Source organism: Phenylobacterium sp., assembly GCF_025934275.1.
Classification (GTDB): Bacteria; Pseudomonadota; Alphaproteobacteria; order Caulobacterales; family Caulobacteraceae; genus Phenylobacterium.
In genome coordinates this window covers 1-17602 of sequence record NZ_JAICYI010000071.1, presented here as the reverse complement: position 1 = coordinate 17602, position 17602 = coordinate 1, and the positions used below count along the sequence as shown (strand labels likewise).

21 protein-coding genes and 1 pseudogene are annotated in these 17602 nt (G+C 70.3%); 13 read left to right on the top strand and 9 right to left on the bottom strand.

What is annotated here, in order from left to right; translation table 11 throughout:
* A partial coding sequence (locus tag Q0W60_RS15485; RefSeq protein WP_297696978.1) for an alcohol dehydrogenase catalytic domain-containing protein occupies positions 1-584 on the bottom strand: 584 nt, incomplete at its 3' end.
* 92 nt (positions 585-676) lie between these two features.
* On the opposite strand from Q0W60_RS15485, the gene fabD reads away from it, so the two are divergent.
* A complete protein-coding gene (gene fabD / locus Q0W60_RS15480; RefSeq protein ID WP_297696977.1) occupies positions 677-1621 on the top strand; it encodes an ACP S-malonyltransferase in 945 nt (314 codons plus the stop codon).
* An 11-nt stretch (positions 1622-1632) separates the two neighbouring features.
* Positions 1633-2373 carry a 3-oxoacyl-[acyl-carrier-protein] reductase gene (fabG, locus tag Q0W60_RS15475; RefSeq protein ID WP_297696976.1) on the top strand — a complete coding sequence of 247 codons (741 nt, stop codon included), beginning with the start codon at positions 1633-1635 and terminating at the stop codon, positions 2371-2373.
* 3 nt (positions 2374-2376) lie between these two features.
* Here the strand turns inward: fabG and Q0W60_RS15470 are convergent, their stop codons facing one another.
* Positions 2377-2547, bottom strand: coding sequence for a hypothetical protein (locus tag Q0W60_RS15470; protein WP_297696975.1), 171 nt, complete (start codon positions 2545-2547; stop codon positions 2377-2379).
* A gap of 193 nt (positions 2548-2740) precedes the next feature.
* On the opposite strand from Q0W60_RS15470, the gene Q0W60_RS15465 reads away from it, so the two are divergent.
* From Q0W60_RS15465 to gmk, 5 genes are all read left to right on the top strand, one after another.
* Positions 2741-2980, top strand: coding sequence for an acyl carrier protein (locus Q0W60_RS15465; protein WP_111528945.1), 240 nt, complete (start codon positions 2741-2743; stop codon positions 2978-2980).
* An 81-nt stretch (positions 2981-3061) separates the two neighbouring features.
* Positions 3062-4345: a beta-ketoacyl-ACP synthase II gene (gene fabF, locus Q0W60_RS15460; RefSeq protein WP_297696974.1), complete on the top strand. Its 1284-nt coding sequence runs from the start codon at positions 3062-3064 to the stop codon at positions 4343-4345.
* Positions 4342-5337 (top strand): endolytic transglycosylase MltG, encoded by a 996-nt coding sequence (gene mltG / locus Q0W60_RS15455; protein ID WP_297696973.1) that lies wholly within the window; start codon positions 4342-4344, stop codon positions 5335-5337. Before fabF ends, mltG begins: the two co-directional genes overlap by 4 nt.
* Positions 5334-6215, top strand: coding sequence for a YicC/YloC family endoribonuclease (locus Q0W60_RS15450; protein ID WP_297696972.1), 882 nt, complete (start codon positions 5334-5336; stop codon positions 6213-6215). Before mltG ends, Q0W60_RS15450 begins: the two co-directional genes overlap by 4 nt.
* 52 nt (positions 6216-6267) lie before the next feature.
* Entirely contained in the window at positions 6268-6891 is a 624-nt protein-coding gene (gene gmk / locus Q0W60_RS15445) for a guanylate kinase (protein WP_297696979.1), read from the top strand.
* Here gmk and Q0W60_RS15440 read toward each other — a convergent pair.
* Genes Q0W60_RS15440 through Q0W60_RS15430 form a run of 3 tightly spaced genes read right to left on the bottom strand, consistent with a single transcriptional unit; the run spans position 6888 to position 9567 of the window.
* Positions 6888-7817: a GNAT family N-acetyltransferase gene (locus Q0W60_RS15440; protein ID WP_297696971.1), complete on the bottom strand. Its 930-nt coding sequence runs from the start codon at positions 7815-7817 to the stop codon at positions 6888-6890. The two genes, gmk and Q0W60_RS15440, sit on opposite strands and share 4 nt — an antisense overlap.
* An 11-nt stretch (positions 7818-7828) precedes the next feature.
* Positions 7829-8602, bottom strand: coding sequence for an exodeoxyribonuclease III (gene xth, locus Q0W60_RS15435; RefSeq protein ID WP_297696970.1), 774 nt, complete (start codon positions 8600-8602; stop codon positions 7829-7831).
* Positions 8603-8604: 2 nt separating this feature from the next.
* On the bottom strand, positions 8605-9567 hold the full coding sequence (locus Q0W60_RS15430; protein ID WP_297696969.1) for a hypothetical protein: 963 nt from the start codon (positions 9565-9567) through the stop codon (positions 8605-8607).
* An 81-nt stretch (positions 9568-9648) separates the two neighbouring features.
* Here Q0W60_RS15430 and Q0W60_RS15425 point away from each other — a divergent pair, with 81 nt between their 5' ends.
* Together Q0W60_RS15425 and Q0W60_RS15420 are read left to right on the top strand one after the other, a co-directional pair.
* The gene (locus Q0W60_RS15425) at positions 9649-11769 is read left to right on the top strand and encodes a discoidin domain-containing protein (protein WP_297696968.1); all 2121 of its coding nucleotides are present in this window, start codon (positions 9649-9651) and stop codon (positions 11767-11769) included.
* 9 nt (positions 11770-11778) lie between these two features.
* A complete protein-coding gene (locus tag Q0W60_RS15420) occupies positions 11779-12117 on the top strand; it encodes a hypothetical protein (RefSeq protein ID WP_297696967.1) in 339 nt (112 codons plus the stop codon).
* A 198-nt stretch (positions 12118-12315) separates the two neighbouring features.
* Here Q0W60_RS15420 and Q0W60_RS15415 read toward each other — a convergent pair whose 3' ends face one another.
* On the bottom strand, positions 12316-13332 hold the full coding sequence (locus Q0W60_RS15415) for a lysylphosphatidylglycerol synthase domain-containing protein (protein WP_297696966.1): 1017 nt from the start codon (positions 13330-13332) through the stop codon (positions 12316-12318).
* Positions 13333-13488: 156 nt separating this feature from the next.
* Between Q0W60_RS15415 and Q0W60_RS15410 the strand changes: the two genes are divergently transcribed.
* Complete coding sequence (locus tag Q0W60_RS15410) at positions 13489-14169, top strand: BON domain-containing protein (protein WP_297696965.1); 681 nt, start codon at positions 13489-13491, stop codon at positions 14167-14169.
* Here the strand turns inward: Q0W60_RS15410 and Q0W60_RS15405 are convergent.
* On the bottom strand, positions 14166-14624 hold the full coding sequence (locus Q0W60_RS15405; protein ID WP_297696964.1) for a hypothetical protein: 459 nt from the start codon (positions 14622-14624) through the stop codon (positions 14166-14168). The genes Q0W60_RS15410 and Q0W60_RS15405 overlap by 4 nt on opposite strands.
* Positions 14625-14693: 69 nt before the next feature.
* On the opposite strand from Q0W60_RS15405, the gene Q0W60_RS15400 reads away from it, so the two are divergent.
* Together Q0W60_RS15400 and Q0W60_RS15395 are read left to right on the top strand one after the other, a co-directional pair.
* On the top strand, positions 14694-15002 hold the full coding sequence (locus Q0W60_RS15400; protein WP_297696963.1) for a polyhydroxyalkanoic acid system family protein: 309 nt from the start codon (positions 14694-14696) through the stop codon (positions 15000-15002).
* A gap of 44 nt (positions 15003-15046) precedes the next feature.
* Complete coding sequence (locus Q0W60_RS15395) at positions 15047-15325, top strand: hypothetical protein (protein ID WP_297696962.1); 279 nt, start codon at positions 15047-15049, stop codon at positions 15323-15325.
* Positions 15326-15332: 7 nt separating this feature from the next.
* On the opposite strand, the gene Q0W60_RS15390 is transcribed toward Q0W60_RS15395, so the two are convergent.
* The gene (locus Q0W60_RS15390; protein ID WP_297696961.1) at positions 15333-16385 is read right to left on the bottom strand and encodes a YihY/virulence factor BrkB family protein; all 1053 of its coding nucleotides are present in this window, start codon (positions 16383-16385) and stop codon (positions 15333-15335) included.
* An 83-nt stretch (positions 16386-16468) separates the two neighbouring features.
* Here Q0W60_RS15390 and Q0W60_RS15385 point away from each other — a divergent pair, with 83 nt between their 5' ends.
* Positions 16469-17365, top strand: coding sequence for an ion channel (locus Q0W60_RS15385; RefSeq protein ID WP_297696960.1), 897 nt, complete (start codon positions 16469-16471; stop codon positions 17363-17365).
* On the opposite strand, the pseudogene Q0W60_RS15380 reads toward Q0W60_RS15385, so the two are convergent.
* Positions 17338-17602, bottom strand: a pseudogene (locus Q0W60_RS15380) (ABC transporter ATP-binding protein); the annotation flags it as partial. The gene Q0W60_RS15385 and the pseudogene Q0W60_RS15380 sit on opposite strands and share 28 nt — an antisense overlap.

Below are 17602 nucleotides of genomic sequence, written 5' to 3'. Positions count from 1 at the left end.
GCGGCGATCACCGGCCCGTGGCCGGCGGCCTTCAGCGCGCCGATCACGGCCAGGCCCACCGGTCCGCAGCCGATCACCAGCGCCACGGAGCCCTTCTCGAGCCGCGCCTTGGCGACCGCATGGGCGCCCACCGCGAACGGCTCGGTGAGCGCGGCCTTGTCGGTGGGCAGGCCGTTAGGGACCTCCAGCAGCATGGCCTCGGTGAGCAGCATCCGCTCGGCGAAGCCGCCCGGGAGACGGTTGGAGAAGCCCAGCGCCTCGACTCCCGCAGCGGTCATGGTGAGCGGCATGCTGACCACCCGCGCGCCCGCGTTCAGCTTGCGCTCGCAGCCGGGGCCGAACTCGAGGATCTCGGCGCAGAACTCATGGCCGAAGACGGTGTCGGCGCTGGGGTCGAAGCCCGTCCCCATGCCGCCCGCGCGCCGCAAAAGGTCGATCATGTGCTCCATGTGATGCAGCGCGTGCAGGTCGGAGCCGCAGATGCCGCAGGCCAGCGTCCGGACCAGCACCTGGCCGGCTTCCGGCTCCAGCTCGCCGATCTCGTCGCACACCAGGCGCTTGTTGCGCCGAACCACCGCCCGCATGGCCCAGGTCTCCGAAGTTCGCCGTCTTGCCGCGGCGCCGCCAATCCCCTAACCCTCGCGCCGCGGAATCCCTAGCCCCTGGAGCGGACCCAATGAGCCTCGCCTTCATCTTTCCTGGCCAGGGCAGCCAGGCGGTGGGCATGGGCCAGGAGCTGGCCGAGGCTTTCGCCCCCGCCCGCGAGGTTCTCGAGGAGGTGAACGAGGCGCTGGGCCAGAACCTCTCGCGGCTGATGAAGGAAGGGCCGGAGGATCAACTGACGCTCACCGAGAACGCCCAGCCGGCGCTGATGGCGGTCTCGATGGCGGTGATGCGCACGCTCGAGCGGGAGTTCGGGATCGGGGCGGACAAGGCGGCGTTCGTGGCCGGCCATAGCTTGGGCGAGTATTCGGCGCTGGCCGCCGCGGGCGCGATCAGCGTGGCGGACACCGCGCGTCTCCTGAAGCTCCGCGGGCAGGCCATGCAGCGCGCCGTGCCGGTCGGGGCGGGGGCGATGGCCTCGCTGATCGGGCCGAAGACCGACGTGGCGCTGGCCGAGGAGGCGGCGAAGGCGGGCGCGGCGCTCGGCGTCTGCGTTGTCGCCAACGACAACAACCAGGGCAATGTGGTGATCTCCGGGGCCAAGGCCGCCGTCGACGCCGCGATCGAGAAGGCCAGGGAGCTCGGCGCCCGGGCCATTCCGCTGAACGTGTCGGCGCCCTTCCACTGCCCCCTGATGCAGGCCGCCGCCGATGAGATGGCGGCCGCCTTGGCCGATGCGGCGATTATCGCGCCGCGAACGCCCTTGGTGGCCAATGTCACGGCCCGGCCGACCAACGACCCCGAGGAGATCCGCCGGCTGCTCGTGCAACAGGTGACCGGCCGGGTCCGCTGGCGAGAGAGCATGCTGTGGCTCGCCGGCGAGGGCGGCGTCACCCGCTTCGCCGAAGCCGGCGCCGGCAAGGTGCTGTCCGGCATGGCCAAGCGAATCGCGCCCGACGCCGAGGCGACGCCGCTCAACAATCCGGGCGACCTCGAAGCCTTCGCCAAGACGCTCTAGGAGGCCTGCGCATGTTCGATCTGTCCGGCAAGACGGCTCTGGTGACGGGGGCGAGCGGCGGGCTCGGCTCGGCGATCGCGCGGGCCTTCCACGCGCAGGGGGCGCATGTGGTGCTCTCGGGCACGCGGGAATCCGTGCTCGAGGCGCTTGCCTCGGAGCTCGGCGAACGCACCTCGGCGGCGCCGGCCAACCTCACCGAGCCCGCCGCCGTCGACAGTCTGGTCGAGGCCGCGGAATCGGCCGCCGCAGCCCCGCTCGACATCCTGGTCGCCAACGCCGGCATCACCCGCGACGGGCTGCTCCTGCGGATGAAGGACGAGGACTGGGAAGCGGTGATCAAGGTCAACCTGGAGAGCTACTTCCGGCTCTCCCGCGCGGCGGCGAAGGGCATGATGCGCCGCCGCTTCGGCAGGATCATCGGCATCACATCCGTCGTGGGCGTGATGGGCAACGCCGGCCAAGCCAACTACGCCGCCTCCAAGGCCGGCATGATCGGCTTTTCGAAGAGTCTGGCCCAGGAGCTGGCGACGCGAGGCATAACCGTGAACTGCGTCGCGCCTGGCTTCATCGAGAGCCCGATGACCGACGCGCTCAACGAGGCCCAGAAGGCGGCCATCCTGTCGACGATTCCCGCGGGCAAGCTGGGCCAGGGCGCCGACGTCGCGGCCGCCTGCGTCTATCTGGCGAGTGAGGAAGCGGGCTACGTCACCGGCCAGACGCTGCACGTCAACGGCGGGATGGCGATGATCTGATCGCTAATCGAGCGGCGCGCGGCCCAGCTCGACGGAGCGGTAGTACTCCTGCAGAAAGGCCAGCGCCGCGCGCCGTCGCGCGTCCTCCGACATGCCCAGGCGCGTGGTGCCGGGATTGTGCTGGCTGAGCGGCGAGGGATTGCCCGCGGATCGGGTGCGAAGGTCGTCCTGCATGGCGCGGGAGGTAGCACGGCGCCGGTTAACGCTCTTGTGCGAAACGCGGTTAACGCGGCCCTCCTCGACGTGGTGCTCGCCTGCCAAACAGGAACATGCTAACGCGCCAGCGACTTCGTATTGCGCCGGTCCAGACGGTTGACTTCCCTGCGGCGCTCGCCGATGCAAAGCTTGAATCAGAGGGACCTAACTGATGTCCGACGTCCTAGAACGCGTCCGCAAGATCGTGATCGAACACCTGGACGCCGATCCGGAGAAGGTCACCGAGAAGGCGAGCTTCATCGATGACCTGGGCGCCGACAGCCTCGACAACGTCGAGCTCGTCATGGCTTTCGAGGAAGAGTTCGATATCGAGATCCCCGACGACGCCGCCGAGCATATCCAGACAGTCGGCGACGCGGTGAAGTTCATCCAGGAGCGGCTCGGCTCATAACCGCCCGAATCGGCTGAGGATTTGAGGCCGCCGCGCCGTTAGGGGGACCCTAGCCGCGGCGGTCTTCGTTTGAGGAACGCCATGCGTCGCGTCGTCGTCACGGGAATCGGCCTGATCACGCCCTTGGGGCAGGGGACCGAGCACAGCTGGGCGCAGATCCTCGCCGGCAGGTCGGGGATTGGCCGGATCACCACCTTTGACCCGACCGACTTTGCCTGCCAGGTCGCAGGCGAGGTGCCGCGCGTCGATGGCCGCGGCGGCGGGGCTGCGGGCCAGGCGGGCTCATTCGATCCCGACCAGACCATGTCGCCGAAGGATCAGCGGCGCGTCGACGACTTCATCCTCTACGCCATGGCCGCCGCCGACGAGGCGGTCCGCGACGCCAGCTGGATGCCCGAGGACAAGACTGACCGCGAGCGCACCGGCGTGATGATCGGCTCGGGCATCGGCGGGCTCGCCACCATCGAGAGGACCTCCATCGAGATGCACGAGAAGGGGCCCCGCCGGGTGAGCCCGTTCTTCATTCCCTCGGCCCTGATCAACCTGGCGAGCGGCCAGGTCTCGATCCGCTACGGCTTCAAGGGCCCGAACCATTCGGTGGTGACGGCCTGCGCCACCGGCGCGCACGCGGTGGGCGACGCGACTCGGCTGATCAAATATGGCGACGCCGATGTGATGATCGCCGGCGGGGCCGAGGCGGCCATCTGCCCGGTGGGCATCGCCGGCTTCATCGCCTGCCGGGCCATGTCGACCAATTTCAACGACACGCCTGAAAAGGCGAGCCGGCCCTATGACAAGGACCGCGACGGCTTCGTCATGGGCGAGGGCGCGGGCATGCTGGTGCTCGAGGAGCTGGAGCACGCCAGGGCGCGGGGCGCGAAGATCTACGCCGAGGTGGTGGGCTACGGCCTGGCCGGCGACGCCTACCACATCACCGCACCGGCCGAGGACGGCGACGGCGGCTTCCGAGCCATGCAGGCGGCGATCAAGGACGCCGGCGTCGCTCCCGCCGACATCGCCTACATCAACGCCCATGGCACCTCGACGCCGCTCGGCGACGAGATCGAGCTGGGCGCCGTGGAGCGGATGCTGGGCAACGCGGCGTCGAAGGTGGTGATGAGCTCGACCAAGTCGGCCACCGGCCACCTGCTCGGCGCGGCCGGCGCCATCGAGGCGGCGTTCACCTGCCTGGCGATCCGGGACCAGATCGCGCCGCCCACGATCAACCTGGACAATCCTTCGGTGGTCACGCCGATCGACCTGGCGGCGAACAAGGCCAAGCCCCTCGAGATCGAGGTGGCGCTCTCCAACTCCTTCGGCTTCGGCGGGACCAACGCCTCCGTGGTCTTCAAGAAGGTCTCGTGAGCCGAGCCCGCCTAGGTGGGATCCTGCTTGTCCTGCTGGTCGCAGGGCTGGCCGCTTTCGGCTTCCTCTATCTGGGGCCCGGCCCGCGCGCGGCGCACGGCGGCGCAACCACGGTGATCCTGCAGAAGGGCTCCGGCATCGGCGGGGTGGCGCGCAGCCTGAAGTCCGCGGGTGTGGTCCGCTCCCGAGTCCTGTTCATGGTCATGGCCAAGCTGACCGCCGGGGCGAAGCTGAAGGCGGGCGAGTACGCGATTCCCTCCGGCGAGAGCATGGCCGGCATCATCTCCGAAGTGAAGGCGGGCCGCGTCGTGCGCCACCTCATCACCATCCCCGAGGGCTGGACGAGCCAGATGGCCGCGGACGCCGTGAACGCCGCGCCGTGGCTGGTCGGTCGCGCCGAACCGCCGCCGGAGGGCGCGATCCTGCCCGACACCTATCAGGTGCAGCGGGGCGACGACCGGACCAAGGTCATCCAGCGGATGGAGGCCGCCCGGGATTCGCTGCTGAAGGCGCTGTGGGCGCGCCGCGCGCCCGACCTGCCGCTGAAGACTCCGGAGGAGGCTGTGACGCTCGCCTCGATCGTCGAGAAGGAGACCGCGATCCCCGCCGAACGGCCAAGGATCGCGGCGGTGTTCGAGAACCGCCTGAAAGCCGGCATGCGCCTGGAGAGCGACCCGACGGTGATCTACGGCGTCTCCAACGGCGCGCCGCTCGGCCGTGGCATCACCATCGGCGACCTGGCCACCGGCACGCCTTACAACACCTACCAGATCGCCGGCCTGCCGCCGACGCCGATCGCCAACCCCGGACGCGCCGCCCTGCAGGCGGTGCTCAACCCGCCGCGCACCGGCGAGCTCTACTTCGTGGCCAACGGCACGGGCGGCCATTCCTTCTCCTCGAGCTTCCAGGAGCACCAGAAGAACGTCGCGCGCTGGCGCGAGATCGAGAAGCAAAGGGCTGCGGCCGGCACCGCGCAGGGGGCGGCGCGATGAGCATCTCGGGCATGACCGGCTTCGACCGCGCGGAGGGCGCATCCGGCGCCTGGAGCTGGGCGGTGGAGGCGCGCAGCGTCAACGGCCGCAACTTGGAGGTACGGTTCCGCGGGCCGCCGGGATTCGACGGCCTGGAGCGCGCGGCGCGGGAGCAGGCGCAGACGCGGTTCCAGCGCGGCCAGCTCACGGTCGGCGTGCAGGCCAGGCGCTCAGAGGGAGCTCTGGCGGTGCGGCTCAATCTGGAGCAGCTCGAGCGGTATCTCGCGATCGGCGCGCCATATCTCGCGTCCGGTCGGGCCGGGCCGCCCAGTCTCGACGGGCTGCTGGCGCTGAAAGGCGTGATCGAGAGCGAGGATGCGGTGGAGGATCCGGAGGCGCGAACGGAGTTGGAGGCCGCGATCGGCGCCACCATCGGCTCGGCGCTCGACGGCCTGCTCGCGGCCCGGCGTGAGGAGGGGCGAGCGGTGGCGGGCCTGCTCGCCGGCTTCCTCGACCGCATCGAGGCCCTGGTCGCCGAGGCCGAGGCGGTGGCGGGCGAACAGCCGGGTCTCGTCAAGGAGCGGTTCGCGCGGCGGATGGCCGAGCTCCTCGGCGAAGGCGCCGCCGAGGAGCGCATCGTGCAGGAAGCCGCCGCCATGGCCGTGAAGGCGGATGTCCGCGAGGAGCTGGACCGGCTCACGGGCCACCTCGCCGCGGCCCGTCAGCTGATCTCCGGCGACGGCGCGGTCGGCCGCCGGCTCGATTTCCTGACCCAGGAATTCATGCGCGAAGCCAACACCCTGTGCTCGAAGTCCGCGTCGTCCGCCTTGACCTCCCGCGGCCTCGACCTCAAAGCCGTGATCGATCAGTTCCGCGAGCAGGTGCAGAACGTTGAGTAGCGACGCGCTCAACCCCTTCGCCGACGACCACCACGCCAAGCCGTGGGAGACCGTGCGCCGCGGTCTGCTTCTGCTGGTCTCCAGCCCCGGCGGGGCGGGGAAGACCTCGCTGTCGCGGCGGCTCGTCGCCGACTTCAAAGGCATGACGCTCTCGATCTCCGCGACGACACGGCCGCCGCGGCCCGGCGAGGTCGAAGGGCGTGAGTACCTCTTCAAGACGCGCGAGCAGTTCGAGGCGATGATCGCGGCGGACGAGCTCCTGGAGTGGGCGGAGGTCAACGGCCACCGCTACGGCACGCCGAAGGGACCGGTGATGGCCGCGCTCGAGGCCGGGCGCGACGTGCTGTTCGATATCGATTGGCAGGGCGCGCGTCAGGTCGCCCGGCAGGCGCCGGAGGATTCGGTGCGCGTCTACATCCTGCCGCCGTCCTGGAGCGACCTCGCGCGGCGGCTGCACGCCCGCGCGCAGGACGACCAGGCGGTCATCGAGCAGCGGCTCGCGCTTGGCAGGCGCGAGGTCGCCCACTGGACCGAGTACGACTACGTGATCGTCAACAAGGACTTCGATCACGCCTACGCCGACCTGGTGCACATCTACCGCGCCGAGCGGATGAAGCCGGGGCGAAACCCCTGGCTGCCGCCCTTCGTGGAGAGCCTCCGGGAGGAGGAGGTCTAGCCGGGCCGACGCTCCATCAAGAGGGCTCGGCTCCACTGGGTCTCCAGCGGGCCGCTGGCGATCCGGAAGCCGGCCTTCTCGAAGGCGCGAATGGCGGCGGCGTTGTCCGGGTGGGGGTCGATGCCGGCGGCCGGCACGCCCCGCGCGAACAGGGCGTCGACGAACTGCCGCAGGATACGTGATCCGTGGCCCTGGCCCAGCATGTCCGGCTCGCCGATGAACAGGTCCATGCCGCGAGAGCCGGGCGGCAGGTGGCCGAAGTGATGCGGCGTCCAGCCGTGGACGTCGTAGTCCTGGATGAAGGCGAACGGCCGGCCTTCCCGGGCCGCCAGGAATAGCCCGATCCGCGGGTCGGCGAGCTTCTCCGCCTCCGGCTCCAGCTCCGGATCGCCCCACCAGCGACGCACGTGCGGCCGCTCGCGCCAACTCCGCACCAGCGGCAGGTCGGCCCCGGTCGCGGGCCGGATGAGATAGGCGCTGGCCGGCTTGGCCATGTTCACCCTTACGCCGACGGGCAGGGTCTCCTCGCTCTCGATATGATAGCCGAGGCTCTCATAGAGCCGGATGTTCTCGGCGAAGAGCTTGTTGGTGTAGAGCCGCGTACCCTTCAGGCCCGCCTCGTCCGCGAGGTGCTCGGCCAGCTTCAGCAACCGCACGCCGAGCCCGCGCTTCTGGAAGCCGGGCCGGACCGCGACATTGACGATCAGCAGCTGGTCGCCTTCGGGCACGGTCTCGATCAGCGCCGCGAGCGCCTCGCCCACGTAGGCAAGGTCGAAGCGGTGGCGCGTCACGGCCTCGTGGTAGTCGGCCTGCATCGGCAGCGGCTCGCGGCCGGCGATCGGAACCCATTTGGCGTAGGCCTCGCGGGTGAGCGTCCGGATGGCCTCGGCGTCGGCGGCTCCGGCGATGCGCAGACGAACGTCCATCCGGCCTCTCCTTAGTCCGCCAGCTCGATCCAGGTGGGCGCGTGGTCGCTGGTCTTCTCCCAGCTGCGAACGTCGCGGTCGACACCGGCCGCCCTGAGCCGCGGGGCGAGGCGGGGGCTGAGCAGCAGGTGGTCGATCCTGAGGCCGGCGTTGCGGGCGAAGGCGTTCCGGAAGTAATCCCAGAAGGTGTAGATCGGCTCGTCCGGATGCAGGGTGCGCAGCGCATCGGTCCAGCCCTGCGCGAGGAGGTCGGCGTAGGCCCGCCTCACCTCCGGCCGGAACAGGGCGTCGTCCACCCAGCGCTCGGGCTTGTAGACGTCGAGGTCGGTCGGCATGACGTTGTAGTCGCCGGCCAGGACGACCGGCGCATCGTGGTCGAGCAGCGCCTGGGCGTGCGCGGCGAACCGCTCGAACCAGCGGAGCTTGTAGTCGAATTTCGGTCCCGGCGCGGGGTTGCCGTTCGGCAGGTAGAGGCAGCCGACCACGAGGCCCCGCACGACGGCCTCGATGTAGCGGCTGTGGCTGTCGTCGGGGTCGCCAGGAAGCCCTCGGCGAGTCTCCTGCGGTTCGCGGCCGAGCGCCAGGATGGCCACCCCGTTCCAGCTTTTCTGGCCATGCCAGATCGCGCCGTAGCCCGCCTTTTCAATGGCTTCGATCGGGAACCTCTCGTCCGGCGCCTTCAGCTCCTGCAGGCAGACGATGTCGGGGCGGCGCGCGTCCAGCCAGCGGAGCAGGACCGGCAGCCGACCGTTCACGCCGTTCACATTGTAAGTCGCGAGCCTCACGCCTAGCGCTTGCGCTCGGCGGCTCGGGCTCCCGCCAGGATGTCGGGAAGCGCATAGTTGCCTTCATGGCAGGCGTATTCGTAGAGCCGCTCAGGGCCTGCGTTCAGCACCAGCTCGGCGCGCCAGGGTTGGGTGTAGTAGGCCGGATCGTCCACGGTGAACTGGTAGAGGATCTGGCGGTCCGAGACGCGGGTGAAGCGCTCGGTCACGCGGGCCTGGTCGGAGAGGTAGATCGGCCCCGAACGGCCCTGCTCGGGATTGACGTGGACGGTCTCGACCACCAGCGCATCGCCGTCCCACCAGCCGGTGCTGTCGCCGAGCCATGGGTGCAGGGCCGCGGGACCGTGCGCGGCCTGGGCGGCGGCCCGGGCCGGGAAGATCGGGATGATCCGGACGTCGTGGATCATCTCCACGTCGATCGCCACCGCGCCGGGCGTCTGCACGATCTGGTAGTTGGAGTTGTAGATGTTGTTGAGCATGCCCGGACCGCCGGAGCCGCGCGAGCCGATCAGGCAGCGGTCCCACGGCATCAGCGCCTCTGGGCCCGAGGGCGCGTCCGGCTCATGCGCGGCGCGGGAGGCGGCGATCAGCTTGCGGCCATTCGCGGAAATCGGCAGCTGGCCATTCGGTGGATCGACGATCCAGGACGTGCGCCGCTCGCCGTTCACGGTCGCCAGCGTCCGACCTGGATCGAGCCAGAAGGCGTTGTAGCCGCCCGGATCGCCGGGCGCCGGCGGCCGATCCGCGGGGCCGGATTCGCGCGCCTCCGCTTCGGCTCCGGCGACCAGCGGATTGGCCTTGGCGATCGTCTCCGCTTCGGCGTTGCTCACCACCAGCTTGGCCACGCCCGGCGGACGTGTGAGGCGGGTGATGGAGGCGTTGGTCCAGACGCCGGTGAGATCGGGATGCGCCTGTGCGGCGCCAGCCGGCGCCGTGATCGCGAGGACGCAGATGAAGGCTGGCAAGCCGGACCGCATGGCGGCAGCTAACGACGAGCGGCGGCCCTTGTCGACCGCCGCGAGCGGCCGGCATAGAACCGCGCGCCGATGATCCTCCGTGGCCAAAGACTTCTGCTGCCGCTGCTGCTGGGCTTCGGCCTGGCCAGCGCTGCTAGCGCGGCCGCCGCCAGGCCGCTCACCATCACCGTCGATCTGACGCGCGCCGGTGCGCGGGGGAGCTTCCGGCCGGACACGGCCCTGGGCGCCGGGATCGACGGCGCGCAGGCCGGCGAGATCGACCGGCTGTTCACCGCCCGCAACGTCGCCGCCATGCGCAGCCTCGGCCTGCGCTCGGCGACCTACCGGCTGCGCACCGAGCTCGGGATCGAGGCCTGGCACTGGACCGAGCAGGGGACCTGGAGCGATTCGGCCCACGCCCAGGGCTACTGGACCGGGAGCGCCCGAGCCTCAGGGTCCATCCGGCTCTCCTGGGGCTATCAACTGCCCCGGCGCGGCGACACCCAGGACAACGCCAACAACATCGGCTGGTCGCGGCTGACGGACGGCGACCTGGCGACCTTCTGGAAGTCCAACCCGTACCTGGACCGGCGCTTCACGCGTGACGCGCGGGCGCACCCGCAGTGGATCGAGCTGCGGCTGGGCGCGCCCGCCGCCATCGACGCCGCGCAGATCGCCTGGGCCGATCCCTACGCCACGCGTTACGAAGTCCAGTACTGGACAGGACTGGACGACTACGACGACGAGGGCCGTTGGAGGGCCTTCCCACGGGGCGCGTTCGCGCATGGGCGGGGCGGGATCGAGCTTCGGCGGCTGGCCGCGGCTCCGATCCGCGCGCAATACCTGCGCATCCTGCTGAAGACTTCCTCCGGCACGGCCCCGGCCGGCTCGAAGGACGTGCGCGACCGGCTGGGCTACGCCGTGCGCGAGGTGGGATTCGGGACCATCGGCGCGGACGGCCGGTTCCACGACGTCGTCAGGCATGCCGCCTCGCACGCCGATCAGACCTTCACCCATGTCTCCTCCACCGACCCCTGGCACCGGGCGATCGACCGCGACCCCAACCTGGAGCAGGTGGGGATCGACAGGTTCTTCACGAGCGGCATCACCAACGGCCTTCCGGCCATGGTTCCCGTGGGCGTGCTGTTCGACACGCCGGAGAATGCGGCCGCGCTCGTGCGCTACCTGAAGCGACGCGGTTACCCGCTGGCGCGGATCGAGCTCGGCGAGGAGCCCGACGGGCAGTATGGAGACCCTTCCGATTACGGCGCGCTCTACCTCGAGACGGCCGCGGCGATCCGGCGGGTCGAAAAGCGCACGCCGCTCGGCGGCCCCTCGATGCAGAGCGCGGCCACTGAGCTGCCGCTGGTCGAGGCGGCCAAAAAGTCCTGGAACGCAGGCTTCATCCGCTACCTGAAGGCGCGCGGGCGACTTTCGGCCCTGCAGTTCTTCACTTTCGAGCACTATCCGTTCGACGACATCTGCGGCGACGTCCACGCCAAGCTGCTCGCCGAGGACGGCCTGCTCGATTCGATGCTGGCCCGGCTGGCGAAGGAGGGCGTCCCGCGGACGATCCCCTGGGTCATCGCCGAGTACGGCTTCTCGGCCTTCTCCGGGGAAGCGATGGTGGAGCTGCCGAGCGCGCTGCTGCAGGCCGACATCGTGGGCCATTTCCTGGGCGCCGGAGGCCGGGCCGCTTACATGTTCGGCTACGGTCCGAACGTGCCGATAAACCAGCACCTGCCGTGCGCCGGGTTCGGCAACATGACGCCGTTCCTCGCCGACGCGCAGGGCCAGGCAGGCGCGCCGCTGCCGGTGTTCTTCGCCGCGCGGCTGATCAGTCAGATCTGGCTGCAGCCCGGCCATGGCCTGCATCGGCTCTATGCCGCGCGCGTGCACGCTCAAGCAGGCCCGGGCTGGGTGGTCGCCTACGCGGTGCGCCGGCCGGACGGACGCCTCGCGATCCTGATTCTCAATCGCAGCGGCGGGCGGGACGCCGCGGCGCGGCTCGCCGTCAAGGGCGGCGGGGCCCTGCGCGGACCGCTCGATGTCTGGCGCTACGGCCCGGCGCAATACCAGTGGTTGGCGGACGGCGTACATGGCCACCCGGTTCGGGACCTGCCCCCGGCGAAGGCGCAGGCGCAGACGGCCGGCGCGATATCGCTGCCGCGGGAGAGCCTGACGGTGGTCGCGGAGCGCGCCGGGCGCTAGGGTGATCCCATGAACCGTCTGAGCCTCTGCCTGGCGATGTGGGCCGTTCTCGGCGGGACCGCGTTCGCCCAGACGCCGTCCAGCGATCCGGACGGCGCGCAGCGCCTGGCCGAGGCCGTGCGGCCGCATGCGCCCGCGGCGAGCCTCGCCAGTCCGGCCGACGCCAGGCTCGCGGGCGTCGCCCAGACCTCCATCGAGCGGCGCTTTGCCAATGGCCGCATATCCGGCGCGCTCGGATTCCTCTGCGGCCGGCCCGACAGCGCCGCCGAGACCGGCCACGAGACCGCCTACGGCGCCGATCCGCACGGCCGCTTCCTGGGCGCGCGGCTTTCGATCGCCCTGCGCTAGCGCTCAGCGCGCGGCCTGCCCGCTCCCGCTGTTGCGGTCGGCCGGTCGGACTTTCATGTCGGCGTCCGGCGAGACCGGACAGGCTGATCGCGCGTCGGCACGAACTCGTAGTTGTCGTTGTAGCCGCCGTTGGAGATCGGCGGGCCAACCGAGTCGGCGGAGAGGCAGCGCTCGGTGGGCCGAAGCTCCCGCGGTCGCTCAGTCCTTGCGGACGCGCAGCAGCGTGTCGCCGGCGAGCGCCAGCGAGGCGATGACCAGCGGCAGCAGGTAGTACGCGAGCCGATAGCCGAGGAAGGCCGCGGCAAGCGGCGCGACCGCGACGGTGGGAAGCAGCTTGGAGAGCGCGGCCTCGAACACGCCCGCCCCGCCGGGGACAGAGGAGAGCAGTCCCGCCACGCAAGCCACGGCGTAGGCGCCGACGAAACTCGGGAAGGTGGTGGAATGCGGCGGCAGCAGGATCCAGATGATCGCCGCGGCGATCCCGTTGTCGATCACGCCGATGACAAGCTGGGCCGAGGCTTCGCGCCAGGAGGGCAGAGTCAGGCTGCGTCCGAACGCGGAAAGCGGCCTTCGGCGAACGCCGCAGAGGACGACGTAGCCCAGCGCGCCCGCCACCATCAGCGCGCCAGCGACGCGGGCGAAAGAGACGGGAATGGCCGTGGCGGCGAGCGCCTTCGGCGTGGCCAGCAACAGGCCGCCGCCGCCCAGCGCGGCGATTCCGACCGCGAACGACATGCCTGCGAAGAGGGTGGCCGCCGCGACCTGTGTGAGGCCGACGCCGTAACGGTCATACAGGCGGGCCCGCAGCGCGCCGGAGACCAGCAGGTTCGCCCCGATGGCGTGGGCGATGGCGTTGGCGAGGAACGAGCCCGCCATGGCCACGCCCCAGGGCAGGGTCTTGCCGACCCAGCGCAGGCCCAGCCACTCCACAACGCCCATGAAGATGAAGCTTGCGACGGCCAGCGCCAGGGCCCCGATGATGGCGGCGTGGCCCCAGCGGTCCATGGCCGCGGCCACCGCGTGCAGGCTCAAGCCGCGGAACTCTCGGCGCAGCACGAAAACCGCGGCCACGAGCAGAACGAGCGGCACGATGCGAAGCGCGAGGCGGGAGAGCCGAGCGAACGGATGCGCCGCGTCGATGGGCAGCGCCTCGGCGAGCTTCACCTCGACCGGCGCCGTCGGCTTCAGCTTGGCGTGAGGATCGCGTTTCTGCACGGCGACGCTAATCTCGGTCGAGTCGGAGGCATGGGCCACGGCGGTAAGCAGGGCAAGTCCTGCCGCGGTTCCCGCATGTCGTGCGAGCGCGTGGAACTCCCGCGCACGGCGCCGGTTGTCGGCGCAAAACCCGATCCCACTCCGAAGGAGACGCCCATGCCCCGCAATGACTGGCGCGATCGCGAGGACGACCGCGCGCGACGCCGCGACCCGCGCGACGAGGAAGGCTTCGGGCTAGCGGACTATTCCCGCGACTACGAGTACGATCCCGACAGCCGGAGCGGCCGGCGCGTCGAGGAGCGCGTGCGCGGCCGCGACGACTACGGCCAGGCCGACTACAGTCGCGACTGGGCCTATGACGAGGAGCGGGGCCGCCCCTACCGCCGCTCGGCCGAGCCGGACGTGGATCGCGACGCGCGGATACGGCGCGACGAACGTGAGCGCGAAGAGGACGAACGCGGCGAGCCGCGGTCATGGATGGGCCGCGCGGGCGACTTCCTGGCCGGACGGCGGGGCTACGACGATCGCCGCGACGACGATGATCGTCGCGAGGAAGAGCGCCGGGCTGAACGCCGCTACGATGATCGTCGTCGGCGCCGGCGCGGTCCTTCCGACCGGGTGCTCTGGGCGGTCATCGTCGAGCGCCTGGAGGACGAGCGCGGGCTCGACCTGCGTGACGTCGATGTGCTGGTCGACGACTGCGAGGTGACGCTGAACGGAACGGTGCGGCGCAAGGAGGACAAGCGCCGAATCGAGGACATCGCCGATATCGACGGCGTGCGTCACGTGCAGAACAATCTGCGGGTGCGCGAGCGGCCGCACTGGACGTTCCTCTAGGACGCGTCCCCCAAGTCGCGGTTGGCCTCTGCGGATCGCGTCGGGAACCGGCGGCGAAAGCGCTCCACCAGCACCGGCGCGAAGGCCGCCGCCATGCCGCCGACGTCGGCGACCGCCTTCTCGACCAGCGGTCCAGGCGGCGCGCCTGCGAACAGATGCGTCGACTCCAGGATGACGCCGAAGATCACGAAAGCCGAGCCGATGCGGTGCAGGCGCGCCCGCGGCATCGCCGCTAGGCCGAACAGCGTGGCGACATAGAAGGCCGCGAAGTGCTCAAGGTAATGCGAGCGCACGAACTGGGGCACCATCCAGCGCGGCAGGAACACGGCGACGACGATCGCCAGCACCGCGCCGATGAAGGCGAGCCGCGCCAGGATCGCGAGCGGGCCCGTGTCGGGATATCGGCCCCCGCCGAAAAGCGTGCGGTCGTCGCCCAGGTCACGCGTCTGCGTCATGCGCCCGGCAGGGTAGGGACCTTGGGCGCCCTGCGGAACCCCTCGGCTGGGCTCGGCCGTTAGAGGCGCATGAGCAAGGCCGTCACGCTGACCATTCCGCACGATCTCGGCCGCGCCGAGGCGCGGCGGCGCATCGACGGCGGCTTCGGCGATCTCGCCAGGCATCTGGCTGGAATGGGTTCGGTGACCAAGACCTGGGAGGGCGATCGCCTCAGCTTCTCGTTCTCGGTCATGGGCCAGGCGATTTCCGGGACCGTCGACGTCGCCGAGACGATGGTCAGGCTGGAGGTGCTGCTGCCGGGCCTGATCGGCATGATCGCCAGCAAGGTCAAGGGACGGTTGCAGAAGGAGGGCCAGCTGCTGCTCGAGAAGAGATAGCCATTCGGCCGCCTTTGGCGACCCAGCGCGAAAAGGAGCACCTCATGCCCGACAAACAAACCGACAAGGAAGAAAAACGCGCCTTCAGCCACGGCTCGAGCGGACCCACCGCCGACCGCGCGCCGGAGCGGCTGAAACCCGAGGACCGCAACATCGACGCGCCGCATTCACGGCCCGCTGAGCCGCTGCCGGAACAGGAGAAGCACGACCAGCTGGCCGACAAGGAGGCCGCCGCCGAGGACCGTCAGGAGGCCCTGCTCGACGAAGCCATCGAGGAAACCTTCCCGGGATCCGACCCGATCAGCCCCAAGCACATCACCTGAGGGCCGGTCATTCGGTCGGCGCCGCGCCGGCGGCGTGGGCGGAGCGCGACCGGCGCAGGCCCCTCCGCTTGCCCTGGTGCGGTGTCGTGTCGACCGCGGTCTGACGCTCGATCTCGGAGTTCAGCTCGGCGCCGATCAACACGATCAGGCTCGAGAGCCAGCTCCACATCATGAATCCCACCACGGCGCCCAGGGAGCCGTAGGTCTTGTCGTAGTGGGCGAAGTTGCCGACGTAGAGCGAGAAGAGCGCCGAAAGCGCGAGCCACAGGACGATGGAGGCGACGCTTCCTGGGGTGACCCACTTGAAGCGCGGCGACTCGCGACTGGCGCCATAAGCGTAGAGGACGGCCAACCCCATCCCCAGGATCACCACCAGGGCCGGCCAGCTGATCAGGTTGAACACGAAAGCCGCATGCCGGCCCAGGTAGGCCTCGATGGCGGGACCGGCGCCCAGAACCGCGATGGCGCCGCCGCCGAACAGCAGCAGACCGATGGTGAAGGCGAGGGAGACCAGCGTCTTTCTGATGAAGCCGCGTCTCTCCCGCTCCTCATAGGCGATGTTGAGGCCGGTCATCATCGCCTTCACCGCGCCGTTGGCGCTCCAGAGTGACGTGAGCAGCCCCACGACGAAGGCGAAGGAGAGGCCGCCCTTATGCGCCTCGGCGAGCCGGACCATCTGCTGGCCGATGAACGTGAGCGCCGATCTCGGAAGCAGGAGGGAAAGCACGGCCAGGTGGTGCTGCACGGCGCTGACATCGGCGAACAGCCCATAGAGCGCGACGAACGCGCCCAGGCCCGGAATCAGCGCGAGCAGGGAGTAGAATGCGATCCCCGCCGCGATCATCGAGATATTGTCGTCCGAGAACTCCTTGCGCGTGTGGACCAGGATGTCCTTCCAGCCGTTCCAGGGGATCTGCAGCGGCGAGCGGGCGCGTCGGCCGGGGCCGTGAGCACCTGATCGCCCCCAGCGCTCCGGACCCTGCAAGGCGATGACCCCGGCGCCGGCCAGCATCATGATCGGCGCGGCCTGGAAGACCAGCTTCGGAATGAGCCGGGCCATCTCCCGCCTCCCACGGTCGAACGACGGCCCGGCAATATCTCGGGGTCCCGGAAAGTTCCGGAAGGCCATGCTATGGCTCGCGCATGCAGCGGCGCCCGCCCCGGATCGACAGCCAAGGCCTGAGCGCGATCAAGCTCGGCGCCTCGCGCTTCGCGTGGGACGATCCGTATTATCTCGTGCTGGCGATGAGCTGGCAGGCGTTCCTGGGCGCGGTCCTCGCCCTGTTTATCGGCGTGAACGTGATCTTCGCCGGCCTCTACTGGGCGATCCCCGGCGCCGTCGGCAACGCCAAGCCCGGGAGCTTCGGCGACGCGTTCTTCTTCAGCGTCGAGACGCTGGCGACCGTCGGCTACGGCGAGATGACGCCCGCGGGCCGCTACGGCCACACGATCGCGGCCGCGGAGATCTTCGTCGGCATGTTCCTGACGGCGCTGGTCACCGGCGCCTTTTTCGCCCGCTTCGCCCGGCCGAAGCCGCGGCTGATCTTCTCCGACTCGGCGGTGATCGGTCCCTATGAAGCCGGCCAGGCGCTGATGGTGCGGGTGGCGAGCCGCAGGCTGCACGCGATCAGCGAGGTCAGAGGGCGGATCAGCTATCTGCGGACCTTCCGCCTGCCGGACGGCGGCACCTTCCGGCGGTTCTTCGACCTCAAGCTGGTGCGGAGCGAGAACCCCGTCCTCAGCCTCTCGTGGACGCTGATCCACCCGATCGATGCGGAAAGCCCGCTGCATGGCATGAGCCAGGAGCAGCTGTTGGCGGAAGCACCGCGGCTGCTGGTGTCGATCACCGGCTTCGACGAGGCGATCTCGTCGGCGATCAACGACCGCCACAACTACCGGCCCGAGGACATCCGGATGGGGCACATGTTCGCCCACATTCTGGAGGACCAGCCGGACGGCGCGATTCAGATCGACCTGACGCGCATCCACGATACCTTCGAGGTCCCGCCCGGTCAGGCGGTCGGCTTCAGCGACTCATAGGCCTGCTGGGCTTCCAGCCACTCGTGCTCGGCCGCGGCGAGCGCAGCCTGAGCCGCCGCCCGGCCCCGGCCGAGCTCGGCCAGCCTGGCGGAATCGCCTGACACCCCCCGAGGATCGGGGAGCGGGGCGTCGATGGCTTCGAGCACGCCGGCGGCGCGCGCCAGCGCGGCTTCCGCGGCCTCGGCCCGTCGGCGGGCGGGCCAGGTCGGGACCTTCCGCGCCGGCGCCGGCGGGGGC